Source organism: Qipengyuania sp. SS22, assembly GCF_025736935.1.
Taxonomy (GTDB): domain Bacteria; phylum Pseudomonadota; class Alphaproteobacteria; order Sphingomonadales; family Sphingomonadaceae; genus Qipengyuania.
The window spans coordinates 2,124,252-2,137,852 of the sequence record NZ_CP107048.1 but is presented as its reverse complement, the minus strand read 5'-3'; the positions used below and the strand labels follow the sequence as shown (position 1 = coordinate 2,137,852).

At 65.2% G+C, this 13,601-nt stretch carries 15 protein-coding genes; 10 read left to right on the top strand and 5 right to left on the bottom strand.

Going from position 1 to position 13,601, the window contains the following annotated elements:
- Positions 1 to 20 precede the first annotated feature (20 nt).
- The 6 genes from N6L26_RS10665 (at position 21) to wecC (ending at position 5,566) form a co-directional block, all read left to right on the top strand.
- Entirely contained in the window at positions 21 to 1,361 is a 1,341-nt protein-coding gene (locus tag N6L26_RS10665) for a S41 family peptidase (protein WP_263605551.1), read from the top strand.
- 16 nt (positions 1,362 to 1,377) lie between these two features.
- Positions 1,378 to 1,854 (top strand): disulfide bond formation protein B, encoded by a 477-nt coding sequence (locus tag N6L26_RS10660; RefSeq protein WP_263605550.1) that lies wholly within the window; start codon positions 1,378 to 1,380, stop codon positions 1,852 to 1,854.
- On the top strand, positions 1,851 to 2,378 hold the full coding sequence (locus N6L26_RS10655) for a demethoxyubiquinone hydroxylase family protein (protein WP_253520838.1): 528 nt from the start codon (positions 1,851 to 1,853) through the stop codon (positions 2,376 to 2,378). Before N6L26_RS10660 ends, N6L26_RS10655 begins: the two co-directional genes overlap by 4 nt.
- Before the next feature lie 91 nt (positions 2,379 to 2,469).
- On the top strand, positions 2,470 to 3,042 hold the full coding sequence (locus N6L26_RS10650) for a hypothetical protein (protein ID WP_263605549.1): 573 nt from the start codon (positions 2,470 to 2,472) through the stop codon (positions 3,040 to 3,042).
- Positions 3,043 to 3,083: 41 nt separating this feature from the next.
- Positions 3,084 to 4,208 (top strand): non-hydrolyzing UDP-N-acetylglucosamine 2-epimerase, encoded by a 1,125-nt coding sequence (wecB, locus tag N6L26_RS10645; protein ID WP_263605548.1) that lies wholly within the window; start codon positions 3,084 to 3,086, stop codon positions 4,206 to 4,208.
- A 92-nt stretch (positions 4,209 to 4,300) separates the two neighbouring features.
- Positions 4,301 to 5,566 carry a UDP-N-acetyl-D-mannosamine dehydrogenase gene (gene wecC, locus N6L26_RS10640; RefSeq protein WP_263605547.1) on the top strand — a complete coding sequence of 422 codons (1,266 nt, stop codon included), beginning with the start codon at positions 4,301 to 4,303 and terminating at the stop codon, positions 5,564 to 5,566.
- A 26-nt stretch (positions 5,567 to 5,592) separates the two neighbouring features.
- On the opposite strand, the gene fabI is transcribed toward wecC, so the two are convergent.
- The 3 genes from fabI to N6L26_RS10625 are packed head-to-tail and all read right to left on the bottom strand — an operon-like array spanning position 5,593 to position 8,375.
- Positions 5,593 to 6,402, bottom strand: coding sequence for an enoyl-ACP reductase FabI (gene fabI, locus N6L26_RS10635; protein ID WP_263605546.1), 810 nt, complete (start codon positions 6,400 to 6,402; stop codon positions 5,593 to 5,595).
- On the bottom strand, positions 6,399 to 7,421 hold the full coding sequence (locus N6L26_RS10630) for a YihY/virulence factor BrkB family protein (protein WP_263605545.1): 1,023 nt from the start codon (positions 7,419 to 7,421) through the stop codon (positions 6,399 to 6,401). The genes fabI and N6L26_RS10630 overlap by 4 nt, the downstream gene beginning before the upstream one ends.
- 3 nt (positions 7,422 to 7,424) lie before the next feature.
- Positions 7,425 to 8,375 (bottom strand): DnaJ C-terminal domain-containing protein, encoded by a 951-nt coding sequence (locus tag N6L26_RS10625; protein ID WP_263605544.1) that lies wholly within the window; start codon positions 8,373 to 8,375, stop codon positions 7,425 to 7,427.
- Positions 8,376 to 8,566: 191 nt separating this feature from the next.
- Between N6L26_RS10625 and pdxH the strand changes: the two genes are divergently transcribed.
- Genes pdxH through N6L26_RS10610 form a run of 3 tightly spaced genes read left to right on the top strand, consistent with a single transcriptional unit; the run spans position 8,567 to position 10,901 of the window.
- Positions 8,567 to 9,175 carry a pyridoxamine 5'-phosphate oxidase gene (pdxH, locus tag N6L26_RS10620; RefSeq protein ID WP_263605543.1) on the top strand — a complete coding sequence of 203 codons (609 nt, stop codon included), beginning with the start codon at positions 8,567 to 8,569 and terminating at the stop codon, positions 9,173 to 9,175.
- Positions 9,172 to 10,107, top strand: a complete 936-nt coding sequence (locus tag N6L26_RS10615; RefSeq protein ID WP_263605542.1) for a cation diffusion facilitator family transporter — start codon at positions 9,172 to 9,174, stop codon at positions 10,105 to 10,107. Before pdxH ends, N6L26_RS10615 begins: the two co-directional genes overlap by 4 nt.
- Complete coding sequence (locus tag N6L26_RS10610; RefSeq protein WP_263605541.1) at positions 10,104 to 10,901, top strand: PhzF family phenazine biosynthesis protein; 798 nt, start codon at positions 10,104 to 10,106, stop codon at positions 10,899 to 10,901. The genes N6L26_RS10615 and N6L26_RS10610 overlap by 4 nt, the downstream gene beginning before the upstream one ends.
- On the opposite strand, the gene N6L26_RS10605 is transcribed toward N6L26_RS10610, so the two are convergent.
- Positions 10,898 to 12,025 carry a serine hydrolase domain-containing protein gene (locus tag N6L26_RS10605; RefSeq protein WP_263605540.1) on the bottom strand — a complete coding sequence of 376 codons (1,128 nt, stop codon included), beginning with the start codon at positions 12,023 to 12,025 and terminating at the stop codon, positions 10,898 to 10,900. The genes N6L26_RS10610 and N6L26_RS10605 overlap by 4 nt on opposite strands.
- Before the next feature lie 29 nt (positions 12,026 to 12,054).
- Between N6L26_RS10605 and N6L26_RS10600 the strand changes: the two genes are divergently transcribed.
- The gene (locus tag N6L26_RS10600) at positions 12,055 to 12,399 is read left to right on the top strand and encodes a hypothetical protein (RefSeq protein WP_263605539.1); all 345 of its coding nucleotides are present in this window, start codon (positions 12,055 to 12,057) and stop codon (positions 12,397 to 12,399) included.
- Here the strand turns inward: N6L26_RS10600 and mnmA are convergent.
- Positions 12,396 to 13,550: a tRNA 2-thiouridine(34) synthase MnmA gene (gene mnmA / locus N6L26_RS10595; protein WP_263605538.1), complete on the bottom strand. Its 1,155-nt coding sequence runs from the start codon at positions 13,548 to 13,550 to the stop codon at positions 12,396 to 12,398. The genes N6L26_RS10600 and mnmA overlap by 4 nt on opposite strands.
- Positions 13,551 to 13,601: the final 51 nt, after the last annotated feature.

Genomic DNA, 13,601 nt, shown 5'->3' with positions numbered 1-13,601 from the left:
GCAAAGGAGTCTTCTTGCCGATGAAATTCGCCGCCCTTGCCCGTTCGGCCGCGCTTGTAACCGCTGTCGCGCTGATCCCCGCGACCACTGCCACCATGGCGCAGGTCGATGGCCGTGCGGGCCCCGAATTCGCCAAGGTTCTCGCGGTCTACCAGCGGATCAAGGCGAGCTATGTCGAGCCGGTCGATGACGAGACGCTGATGCGCGGCATGATCGATGGCATGCTGACCGCGCTCGATCCGCATTCGGGCTATCTCGACGGCAGCGATCTGCAGCGGCTCGAAACGATGATCGACGGGAATTACTCGGGTCTTGGCCTGTCGGTCGTCGCCGAAGACGGCGCGGTGAAGATCATCTCGCCCTTCCGCGGCAGCCCTGCCGACAAGATGGGCATCAAGGCGGGCGACTTCATTACCCATCTCGATGGCCGGCTGATCGTCGGCCAGACGCTCGACGAATCGGTGGCGCAGATGCGCGGACGCGAAGGCACCGCGATCGAACTGACGATTTTCCGTCCGGGCCGCGACGAACCCTTTGATGTGAGTGTGACGCGCGGCGTGATCGAGCTCGAGCCGGTCACCTGGGAACTGCACGACGGCAATGTCGGCCACATCATGATCAATGAATTCTCGCGCGATGTGGGCAGCGATGTCTTCGCCGCATGGGAAGACCTCAAGAGCCAAGCGACCGGTCGCCTAAGCGGGCTCGTGCTCGATTTGCGTTCGAACCCCGGTGGCTCGCTAGACGAGGCGGTGGCCCTGTCCGACCTGTTCCTGACCGAGGGCCGCATCGTGTCGCAACGCGGCCGCGCGCGGGGCGAGAACATCGCCTACGACGCCGAAACGGTTTTCCGCGGGGATATTGCCGCCGGGCTGCCGATCGTCGTGCTGATCGATGCCGGCTCCGCCTCGGCCTCCGAAATCGTCGCCGGGGCGATCCAGGACCATCGCCGCGGCGTGGTCATGGGCGAGCGCAGCTTCGGCAAGGGTAGCGTCCAGTCGCTGCTGCCGCTGGGCCGCGATGCCGCGCTCAAGCTGACCACCGCACGGTATTACACGCCCTCGGGCCATTCGGTGCAGGAAGGCGGGATCACACCCGACATCGCGGTGCCGCAGCTGTCCGATCCCGATCTGGCCAAGCGCGCCAAGTTCCAGATGCGCGAATCGGATCTGCGTGGCCATCTGATCAACGAGATCGGGCTGGATGACGATTCGGTCGAAAAGGATTCGCGCGCCGATCCACGCTTCCTGCAGACGGCTGAAGAGCTGAAGGACAAGGGCATCGAGGATTTCCAGCTGCATTATGCACTGGAAACGCTCCGCCGGACATCGCCCAAGAGCATTGCCGCTCGCGCGAAATAGGTTAGAGCGCCGCGGGATGAACCTTACGCAGCACGCCCGTCTCGCCCGCGTCCTGGCGCTTGCCGTGCCGGCCCTGCTGCTGGGCGGGGCCTATGTCTCGCAATACGGCTTCGGTCTCTACCCTTGCGAGATGTGCTGGTGGCAGCGCTGGCCGCATTTTGCCGCCGTGGGCCTTGCCGTGCTCGCCTACGTGATCCCGCCGCAGCGGTTGTTGACGGGTGCCGCCGCGCTGGCAATCCTGGTCTCGGGCGCGATCGGCCTGTTTCATGCCGGGGTCGAATACGGCTGGTGGGACGGGATCACCTCCTGCGCCGCAATCACCTCGGGCAGGAGCGGCAATGCGCTCGAAGACATCATGAGCACTCCCCTGGTACGCTGCGACGAACCCGCCTGGACCCTGCTCGGGATCAGCCTCGCGGGCTTCAATTTCCTGATTTCGACCGCCACGGGGCTGGCAATCTTCGCGCTGTTGGTGAAGGATCGCCGGGCATGACCAAGGTACCCGATCATATCGCGCGGATGATCCGCGTCGACCAGGCAGGCGAATTCGGTGCCACGCGCATCTATGCCGGCCAGCTCGCCGTCATGGGCGATCGCGGTCCGCATTCGGCGGAAATCGCGGGCATGGCGGAGCAGGAAGCCGGCCACCGCGCAAAGTTCGATGCATTGATGGCGCGCCGCAGCGTGCGTCCGACTGCGTTGCAGCCGTTCTGGGATCGTGCGGGGTTCGCGCTTGGCGCGGTGACCGCGCTGATCGGGCCCGAAGCGGCCATGGCCTGCACCGCCGCGGTCGAAACGGAGATCGACGATCACTATTCGCGCCAGCTCGACCAGTTGCAGGACAGCGGCGAGGATCCCGAACTCGCCGCGATGATCGAGGAGTTTCGCGAAGACGAGCGCGAGCATCGCGACGCCGCGCTGGCCGCCGGGGCCGAGCGTGCGCCCGCCTATCCGTTGCTATCGGGCGTCATCCGCCTGGGCTGCCGCGCGGCGATCCGTATTTCGGAGCGTGTGTGACGCGCGCCGGGAGGCCCGCACACGCGCTTCAGCAAAAGTTCACCCCATTGGGCGCCTAATGGCCCCATACCCATTCGCCGAGAGGACCATCATGTCGAAACCGCTGCTTGCCATCGCCAGCCTGGCCCTTGCCGTCCCCATGGGCGCGCAAGCTCAGGACAGCGTCGATACGGCCGAAGACAATTACAACATGGTGATCATTTATGGCGACGATGAATGCCCGCAAAGCACTGCGGACCAGATCGTCGTCTGCGCCCGCAAGGCCGAGAACGAGCGCTATCGCATTCCCGAAAACCTGCGCTTTTCCGACAGCCCCGAAAACCAGTCATGGGCCGAGCGCGTCGAGCGGTTCGAAATGGCGGGCGCTTTCGGCAGCATGTCCTGCTCGCCCACCGGCGCTGGCGGCTTTACCGGCTGTACGCAGGAAATGATCAACGCCGCCTATGCCGACAAGGCCAATGACGCGGGCATCCGCTTCGGCGAAATCATCGCTGCCGAGCGCGCCAAGCGTCTCGCGACCATCGACGAGGACGCCGCCGCCGAACAGGAGCGCGTCGAGATGATCGAGCGCGAATACATGGAACGGCTCGAGCGCGAACGCGCGGCCGAAGTTCCGGGTGAAGACGCGCTGCCGCAGCCCGAAAGCACTGCCGAACCGCGCTAAGCTCTGGCGCCGGTCGGCGATTTGTCGCTAGGCAGGTGGGTATGAGTTCGCGCCGGAAAATCCTCACCGTGTTCGGGACCCGTCCCGAAGCCATCAAGCTGTTCCCGCTGGTGCATGCGCTGGCCGAGGACGAGCGGTTCGACAGCCGCGTATGCATTTCCGCACAACATCGCGAAATGCTCGACCAGGTGCTCGAGATTGCCGGGATCGTCCCCGATCACGACCTCGACCTGATGACCCCGGGCCAGACGCTCGATGCGCTGACCGCGCGCGCGCTGGTCGAAATCGGCAAGGTGCTGGATGAAGAGCGGCCCGACTGGATCGTGGTGCAGGGCGATACAACCACGGTCATGGCGGGAGCGATCGCCGCCTATTATCGCAAGATACCCGTGTGCCATGTCGAAGCCGGGCTGCGCAGCGGCGATATCCATCACCCCTGGCCCGAAGAAGTGAACCGCCGTGTCGTCGGTAGTTTCGCCGCGCTGCATTGTGCCCCGACCCCTACTGCGCGCGATGCGCTGTTGCGCGAGAATGTCGCTGCCGGCAGTGTCTACGTCACCGGCAACACCGTCATCGATGCGCTGCGCTGGGTGACGCAGCGTGTTGGCGAGCAGCCCGCGTTGGCCGCTGGTCTAAGCGAGCTCGAAGCGCGTTTCGCGGGCAAGCGGATCATCGGCATGACCAGCCACCGGCGCGAGAACTTCGGCGAGGGCATGGAAAATATCGCCACTGCTGTCCAGCGGCTCGCCGCGCGCGAGGATGTCGCGATCATCTTTCCGGTCCATCTCAACCCCAATGTCCGCGCGGTGATGAACGCGCGGCTTGCCGGGCTGGACAATGTCGCGCTGATCGAACCGCTCGACTATCCGCATTTCGCCCGGCTGCTCGATATCAGCCACCTGATGCTCACCGACAGCGGCGGGGTGCAGGAAGAGGCGCCGGCGCTGGGCAAGCCGGTGCTGGTCATGCGCGAAACGACCGAGCGCCCCGAAGGTATCGCGGCAGGCACCGCGAAGCTGGTTGGCACCGATGCCGATGCGATCGTGCGCGAAACCACCCGCCTGCTCGACGACGAGGCCGCCTATGCTGCGATGGCGCGCGCGCATAACCCCTTTGGCGATGGGCACTCGGCGGCGCGGATCGCCGATCTGCTCGCCGAGGCCTGACCCGTCCCGATGCCAGCGGGCGCATTATCGTTACTGTAAAATTTACCGACCGCCGCTAGCTTCATAGCCCAAAGGTTCAGGGGAAGACATTCATGCGTGGTGACACCAAGCCCGACGTCTGCGTCATCGGTCTCGGCTATATCGGCTTGCCGACGGCCGCGATTATCGCGCGCGCGGGCTGCCCGGTGCATGGTGTCGACGTGGCGCAAGGCGTCGTCGATACGATCAACCGCGGCGAAATCCATATCGAGGAAGTCGATCTCGACGGGCTGGTGCAGGCGGTGGTCCAACGCGGTCTGCTCAAGGCGTCGACGCAGGTCGCGCCCGCGGACGTCTTCGTGATCGCGGTGCCCACGCCCTTCGCGAAGGACGGCGAGCATACGCCCGACACCTCCTATGTCATGGCGGCTGCCCAGCAGGTCGCCGACGTGCTCAAGAAGGGCGACACGGTCATCCTCGAATCGACCTCGCCCGTCGGCACGACCGAGACGATGCGCGATGCGATCGCCGCCAAGCGTCCCGACCTTGCCATGCCGGGCCTGACCGATGGGCAACCCGACGTGTCGCTCGCCTATTGTCCCGAGCGCGTGCTGCCGGGCAAGATCCTCGAGGAACTCACGCATAACGACCGTTCGATCGGCGGCATCACCCCGCGCTGCGCGCGCAAGGCACTCGCCTTCTACAAGCGCTTCGTAAAGGGCGAATGCGTCACCACCGATGTGCGCAGCGCCGAAATGACCAAGCTGGTCGAGAACGCCTTCCGCGACGTCAATATCGCCTTCGCCAACGAGCTTTCGATGATCGCCGACCGGCAGGGGCTCGATGTGTGGGAGGTGATCCGCCTCGCCAACCGCCACCCGCGCGTCAACATCCTCACGCCCGGTCCCGGCGTGGGCGGGCATTGTATCGCGGTCGACCCGTGGTTCATCGTCCATGGCGCGCCCGAAGAGGCGAAGATCATCCGCCAGGCGCGCGAGACAAACGATGCCAAGATGCACCATGTCCTGACCCGCGCAAAGGCACTGGTGCACGCCAATCGGGGAGCAAAGATCGCCTGCTTGGGCCTCGCCTTCAAAGCGAATATCGACGATTTCCGCGAAAGCCCGGCGCGCTATGTCGCTGCCTCGCTCGCGCGCGAGTTTGGCAAGCGCGTGCAGGTGGTCGAACCCTATGCGGGCGAACTGCCGTCCGAGTTTGAGGGCACCGGCGCGGAACTGGTCGATATCGACACTGCGCTGGAAGAATGCGGCGTGCTGGTCACGCTGGTCGATCACGATGTCTTCAAGGTCATCCCGCCCGAGGAACGCGCTGGCAAGGCCGTCTACGACACGCGGGGGATCTGGCCCGACGTCGCCTGATCAGGCCCCCGAGATCGACCTCTAACTCAGGCCTTGTCGAGCGCGATATCGGGGGCATCTTCCTGCTTCATCCCCACCACGTGATAACCGCCGTCGACATGATGCGTCTCGCCGGTCACGCCCGATGACAGATCGGAGAGCAAATAGAGCCCCGAACCGCCGACATCGTCGATCGTGATATTGCGCCGCAGCGGTGAATTGAGCTCGTTCCATTTGAGGATATAGCGGAAATCGCCGATCCCGCTCGCCGCGAGCGTCTTGACCGGGCCCGCGCTGAGCGCATTGACGCGAATGTTTTCGGGGCCGAGGTCGTTGGCGAGATATTTCACGCTGCTTTCCAGCGCCGCCTTGGCCACTCCCATCACGTTGTAATGCGGGATCACCTTTTCCGCGCCGTAATAGGTCAGTGTCAGGATCGAGCCGCCATCGGGCATCATCGCCCGCGCGCGCTTGGCCACCGCGACCAGCGAATAGGCCGAGATGTTCATCGTCATCAGGAAATTGTCGAGGCTGGTGTCGACATACTTCCCGCGCAGCTCGTTCTTGTCCGAAAAGCCGATCGCATGGACGACGAAATCGATCGTCTCCCAACGCGATTTGAGCGTGTCGAAGGCGCGGTCGAGTGCGTCCATGTCCGACACGTCGCATTCGATCAGGAAATCGCTGCCGAGCTGCTGCGCCAACGGACCGACGCGCTTCTTGAGCGCTTCGCCCTGATAGGAGAAGGCCAGCTCGGCCCCGTGCGCGCCGAGTTGCTTGGCGATCCCCCAGGCCAGCGACTTGTCGTTGGCGAGGCCCATGATCAGCCCGCGTTTACCTGCCATCAACCCGCTCATGCAGCGTGCTCCTCTTCTGCCATTTCTCGCGCCAGCGCTGCCCGACGCGCATCGTCGGCCTCGCCCACCTGGCACAATTCCTCTTCGGGCGTCTCGGCCAGCGCCGCGTTCAGCTCTGCGCCGATAACCACCCCGAGCCCGACAAGCCAGAAAAAGAACAAGACGATCATCACGCCCGCAAGCCCGCCATAAGTGAGGTCGTAGGAAAAGAAATTGCGCAGCACCGCCGGCATGGTCGTGGTCACCGCGATCCACCACAGCGTCGTCAGCAATACGCCCGGCCATTTAGGATAGCGATGGCGGCGGTATTTCGACGGGGTGAGCGAATAGAAGATCAGATAGAGCGAACCGAACAGGCCCAGCGCGGGGACGATCCGCGTCAGGCGCAAATCGGATACGCGGTCGATCAGCTGCGGGAAATAGGCCTCGATAACCTCCTGCGCCGTACCGATCAGGAATTGTGCGATCAGGCTGAGCAACAGCAGGAAGACCGCAGCAAGGATCACGCCCGACGACAGCAGGCGGTATTTCCAGAAGGCCTGCGTGGCATGCGTACCATAGGCGCGGCGCAGGATATCACGGATGGTTTCGACCAGGCTGCCGACTGTCCAGAGCCCGATCAGTGCGCCGACCCATAGCAGCCAGCCGCTGCGCGCTTCGATCACATCGCGTGCGACCGGTTCGATGACGTTTCCGACCATTGGCGGCAGGGCGTAAAGCACGGCATTGATCGTCGCCGCACGCTCGGCCTCCTCGCCGATCGCCGAGAAGACCGCCGCGCCGAGGATGAAAAATGGGAAAATCGCCAGCATCGACAGATAGGCGAGATTGCCTGCGTGGATGAAGCCGTCGTTATAGGTGCCGACGATGGTGCGTTTGGTGATTTCCCAGCCCCGTGTGCCGGGACCCATGTGCCGCTGGATGCGGCCGCGCAGATCGCGTGCTTCCTTCCGCCGCTGTTCGGGCGAGAGCGAGTGGATCTCGCGTTCATGGCCTTCCGGCAAGGGTTGTGGCGACAAGGACTAAACCCCGAGCTTGCTCCGCGGATCGCTCTCGTCCTTCCACCCATCGAGCCGCTTGGCAAGCTCGTCGAGATCGTCGGGTAGCTGGATTTCGAGCGTCACCAATTGGTCGCCGCGGGTGCCGTTCTTGCGCGAAAAGCCTTTGCCCTTGAGGCGCAGGACGGTGCCGCCATGCGTCCCGGGCTTGATGGTCATCATGACCGGTCCATCGACCGTGGGGACGCGGACCTTGCCGCCATTCACCGCCTCGTCGAGCGTGATCGGCAGGTCGAAGCGCACATCGTCGCCTTCGCGGCGATAAAGCGCATGCCGGTCGATCGCGATGGTAACCAGCCCGTCGCCTGCGCCGCCGGGGCCCCGCTCGCCCTTGCCCTTGAGCCGCATCTGCGTCCCGTCCTCGACCCCCTTGGGCAGCTTGAGGTCGATCGTCTTGCCGTCGGACAGCGTGATTCGCTGATCCTTGAGCGTGGCCGCATCGATGAAGGGAACGCGCAGCTTGTAGGCGATGTCGGCCCCTTTTTGTGGCTGGCGGCGTTGCTGCGCGCCGCCGAACGGGCTGCCGCCGGGGCGCGCCTGCGGACCGCGGCCACCGAACAGCCCTTCGAAAATATCGCCCAGATCGACCTCTTCGCCGCCGAAGTCCTGCATATCTTCGGCGCGAAACCCGCGCTGGCCGCCATTGGGGCGGAAACCACCGCCACCGCCCATGCCCGCAAAGGGGTTGGCGGGATTACCCTCGGCATCGATCTCGCCGCGGTCGAATTGGGCGCGCTTGTCCTTGTCGGATAACAGGTCATAGGCATTGGTCGCCTGGCTGAAGCGCTCCGAAGCGTTGGGGTTGTCCTTGTTGCGGTCGGGATGCAGTTCCTTGGCGAGCGTGCGATAGGCGCTCTTGATGTCCTTTTCGGACGCGTTGCGCGGGACGCCAAGGATGGAATAGGGATCGGCCATGGCGTGTTAGCTAGGCACAACAGCGGCGTGGTGCAAGCGCGGGCGGTTTCCTACCACGCGCATTGGCGATAGGGGACGGTTGATGGATGGCAATTCGGTCCTCCTTGCGGTCGCTTCCGGGCAAAAACGGGCCGCGGCGTGTTTTGCTCCTGAACCCTGTTCCATGTGTTCCAGATTGTAGGAAAGCCCTGATGGAAACCGACCAGAGCGCCATCCCGCCCAGCGATCCCTTCGCGCTGTTCGAAGTGTGGTTCGCCGAAGCGCGCGAGAGCGAGCCGAACGATGCCAATGCGATGGCGCTGGCGACCGCATCGCCCGATGGCTACCCCTCGGTCCGCATGGTGCTGCTCAAGGGTCACGCCGCCGACGGCTTCGTGTTCTACACCAATGCCGAAAGCCACAAGGGCGAACAGATCCGTGCCAATATGCGGGCCGCGCTGCTGTTCCACTGGAAGAGCCTGCGCCGCCAGATCCGCATCGAAGGCCCGCTCGAGGAAGTCGGCGAGGAAGAGGCGGATGCCTATTTCCATTCGCGTCCGCGCGTGTCGCAGATTGGGTCGGCGGCAAGCGACCAGTCGCGCCCGCTGCTCGACCGCCAACTTTATCTCGACCGGGTTGCCGCGCTCGAGACGCGCTATCCCGAGGGCGACATCCCGCGTCCGCCGCACTGGACCGGTTTCCGCCTGAGCCCGCGCCGGATCGAGTTCTGGCGCGATCGCGAATACCGCCTTCATGACCGCCGGATGTTCACGCGCGAAAGCGCCGAAGATGCGTGGTCGAACACGCTGCTCTATCCATGACTAACAGCAGCGCCCGGCTGGCTCGCTCGGCGGCGATCGCCTCGATCGCGGTCGCGCTGGTGTTGGTCGCGCTCAAGACCTGGGCGAGCTGGCGCACCGGTTCGACCGCCATGCTCGGCAGTCTTGCCGATTCGGCGCTCGACCTGATCGCCAGCCTTGCCACGCTGATCGGCGTGTGGATCGCTTCGATGCCGGCCGACGAGGACCACCGCTTCGGCCATGGCAAGGCCGAGGCGCTGGCTGCGATCTTCCAGATCATGCTCATTACCCTGTCGGCCTTCGGCATCGCGGCCCGCGCGGTGACGCAGCTGGCGGGAGGGGGAGAGACGGCAGCCGCGGCGGAGGGCATAACTGTATCGCTTATCGCCATCGTCCTGACCTTCGCGCTGCTCGGCTGGCAGAGCTACGTGATGCGCCGGATGCGCAGCCTCGCCATCCAGACCGACCACCTGCATTACAAATCCGACCTGCTGCTCAATCTGGCGGTGATCCTCGCGCTGGTGCTGGATCAATATGCGGGGCTGGGCATGGCCGACCCGCTGTTCGGTCTCGCCATTGCTGCGTGGCTGGGCTGGGGGGCCTGGCGCGGCGCGAGCAACGCGGTCGACGATCTGATGGATCGCGAATGGCCCGACGACAAGCGGCTGGCCTTCGTCGAGGCAGCCGCGCGCCATCCCGAGCTTTCCAACCTCCACGATTTGCGCACGCGCACCAGCGGCAATCGCGATTTCGTCCAGTTCCATGTCGACTTGCCGCCGATCATGACGATCGAGGAAGCGCATGCGATCAGCGAGCGGGTCGAGGCCGATCTGCGTCGCCAGTTCCCCGGAACCGAATTGCTGATCCACATCGATCCCGAGGGCCATGTCGACCAACCCGACAATCCGCTGGTCGAGGACAATGAGTTCGCCAAGCTGGATAAGGACGCATGAGCCGCGCGCTGCCCTATTGGCATGTCGATGCCTTCGCCGACCGCCCCTTTGGCGGCAACCAGGCAGCGGTGATGCCGCTCGACGACTGGCTCGACGACGACCTGCTGCTAGCGATCGCGGCGGAGAACAATTTCGCCGAGACTGCCTTTTGCGTCCGCGATGCCAGCGGCGAAGCCGAATGGGAGCTGCGCTGGTTCACGCCGGCCGAGGAAATACGCCTGTGCGGCCATGCAACGCTCGCCAGCGGGCATGTGCTGCTGGGACGCGATGGCGGCGAACGGGTGACCTTCCGCACGCGGCGGGCGGGCCTGCTCGAAGTGGCGTGTGCCGAAGCGGGGTACGAGCTTGGCTTGCCGCTGATCCGCACGCAGCCGGGTGAGTGGGCTGAAGCCGTCGCGCTGCTGGGTGCCGAACCGCAGGAAGTATGGCTCAACCCCGATGGCTATGGCGTCTATCTGTTCGCCAGCGAGGAAGCTGTGCGCGCGCTCGATCCCGATCTGCGCGCGCTGGGGGCGCTCGGGAACGACCAGTTCATCTGCACCGCACCCGGCAATGATAGTGATGTCGTCAGCCGCGTGTTCGTGCCCGGGGCGGGCGTCGATGAAGACAGTTTCACCGGCTCGGCGCATGCCGTGCTGACCCATTTCTGGACCGAGCGGCTCGGGCGCGACAGCTTCACCGCCTTTCAGGCGTCGCAGCGCGGCGGCCATGCGCTGTGCCGCCGCGATGGCGAGCGCGTGGTCCTGACGGGGCAGTGCGTGACCGTGGTCGAGGGCCGGTTCTTCCTGCCCTAGGTTTCGGGATACAGCTCGACCACGTCGGCCAGCTGCTGGAGCATGGCGCGGCGTTCATCGGCATCGGAATGGCCCAGCCGGACCACGGTCAGCTTCTGCGTCGGCGAGACGAAGACATATTGGCCCATATGCCCGATCATCGAAAACGCGCTTTGGGGCGCCCGGTCGGGAAACAGCGGGTGCTGGTCTTCCCCGGTCGGGCGGTTGAGCCAGGTTTGCAGCCCGTAATGCGGGCTTTTGGGACTGGGTTCGACCATCTCTTCGACCCAAGCGCGCGGAACCAACTGCTCGCCGCGATAGGAGCCCTTGTTGCGCAGCAATTCGCCCAGCTTCGCCCAGTCGCGCGCCGTGGCATGGATCAGGCTGCCGCCGATCAGCGTCCCCGCGCGGTCGAATTCGGGCACGACCGAGGTCATCCCGAGCGGCGCGAAGAGGCGCGCATCGAGATAATCCGCCACCGCCTTGCGCCGGACATCGGGATCCTTGCTGTCGGTAAGCGCGCGGGCGGCGATATCGGCGAGAATTACGGTGGTGTTGGAGGAATATTCGAATTGCGCGCCCGGTTCCGCCTCGAGCGGCTGGGCGGTGGCGTAATCGGCCATGTCGTCGCGCCCGTCGAGGAAGAGCATGCGGACCTCGCCGCTTTCATAGGGCGGGTCGCTCGCTTCAGAATGTTCGAGCCCGCTGCGCATCTGCAGCAGGTGTCGCAAGGTGATCTCGGCGCGCGGATCGCCCGTCCGCGCCCAGCGAGGTACGGGGGCAGGCGCGTCGAGCCGCAATTGCCCGTCGGCCACTAGCATGCCGATCATCACCGCGGTTACCGTCTTGGCCATCGACCAGCTGATGAAGCGCGTGTCCTTGTCATAGCCGGGGGCATAGCGCTCCACCGCCAATGCTCCGCCGTGATAGACCACCAGCGCACGGGTCTCGCCCAGTCCGTCGAGCGTGAACAATTCGTCTGCCGCGCGCGCCAAGGCCCGCGTCGGCGCGCCCGGGTCCTTGGTCACCGCGGCAAGCGCTTCTTCGCTCAGCGGCGGTTCCTCGGCCGGACCGGGGGAGCCGCAGGACGCAAGGCTTGAGGTGGCGAGGGCAAGCGCGATAAGGGAGGCGGACCGCATGATCATGCGGCGTCACTCGCACGAAGGAATCCCGCTTGGCAACGGCCAAAACACGCTCCCGTCTCTCGCGCCGCTGGTTGTGGCTGGTCCCGCTGGTCGCCGTGCTGCTCGGCATTGCCTGGTTCGCCTGGGGCGATGGTCTGCGCAAAACCGGCGGCGTCGGCTCCGCCTATGCGGCGCGAGTCGGCTGTTCCTGCCGCTTCGTCGCCGGACGCAGTCTCGACGATTGCGCCAAGGACAAGCTGGAAGGGATGGAACTCATCTCGCTCAGCGAGAATGTGCCGGCGAAAAGCGTGACCGCCTCGATTCCCTTCGTCGCATCGGACACCGCCAGCTACCGCGAAGGCTACGGCTGTGTGCTGCGGGAGTGGGAAGGCTAGGCGGCGACCCGCTCGGTCGCTTCGATCCAGCCCCCGCCGACGACCCGCTCGCCCGCATAGATGACCGCGGCCTGTCCGGGTGCGACGCCGAATTCGGGTGTGGCGAAGCGGATCGTGGTCATTGCCCCGTCGCCAAGCGGCCCTTCGAGCGTGATCGGCACCGGCTTGGCAAGGCTGCGGACCTTGGCCGAAAGCGGTACGTCGGGCAGCGGGCCGATACGGTTGGTCTCGATAATCGTCGCGGCGGAAACGGCAAGCATCCGCTTGGGCCCCACCAGCACGCGCGCGCCACCGGCGTCGATGCCCACTACATAAAGCGGTTCGGGCTGCCCGCCGATATCGAGTCCGCGGCGCTGGCCCACGGTGAAATGGATCACGCCCTTGTGTTCGCCCAGCGTTTCGCCGGTCGCGGCATGGACGATCGGTCCCGGCCGCCCGCCTTCGGGGCGCAGCTTGCGCACGATCCCAGCGTAATCGCCATCGGGTACAAAGCAGATGTCTTGGCTGTCGGGCTTGGCGGAATTGCGCAGGCCCGCGCCTTCGGCAAGCACGCGGACATCGGACTTGGGCATGCCTCCCAGCGGGAAACGCAGGAAGTCGAGCTGGTCCTCGGTCGTGGCGTAAAGGAAATAGGACTGGTCCCGCGCCGGATCGGCCGCGCGGTGCAATTCGGCGCCCGCCGGCCCCATGGCGCGGCGGACATAATGGCCGGTGGCGAGACAATCCGCGCCCAGTTCGCGCGCCATGTCCAGCAGATCGGTGAACTTGGGGCCCATGTTGCAGCGGATGCAGGGCACCGGCGTGCGCCCGGCGAGATAGTCGTCGGCGAAGGTTTCGACCACTTCCTCGCGGAATGCGCTTTCATGGTCGTGGACGTAATGCGGGATGCCCAGCCGTTCGGCGACAGCGCGTGCATCCTGGATATCGTCACCCGCGCAGCACGCGCCCTTGCGTCCGGTTGCGGCGCCATAATCATAGAGTTGCAGCGTGATGCCGATCACTGCGGCGCCCGTGCGCGCAGCCAGCGCGGCGACGACCGAGCTGTCGACGCCGCCCGACATGGCGACAACGATGCGGCATTCGGCTGCCGGTCGCGGCAGGTCAAACAATGCGGCAGCCTGGTCCGGCGAAAGGGTTTCGGTAGCGAGCATGGCGCGCCCCATACACGCCTTGGGAGCTTGCCACCAGTAGCCCGCTGGAGC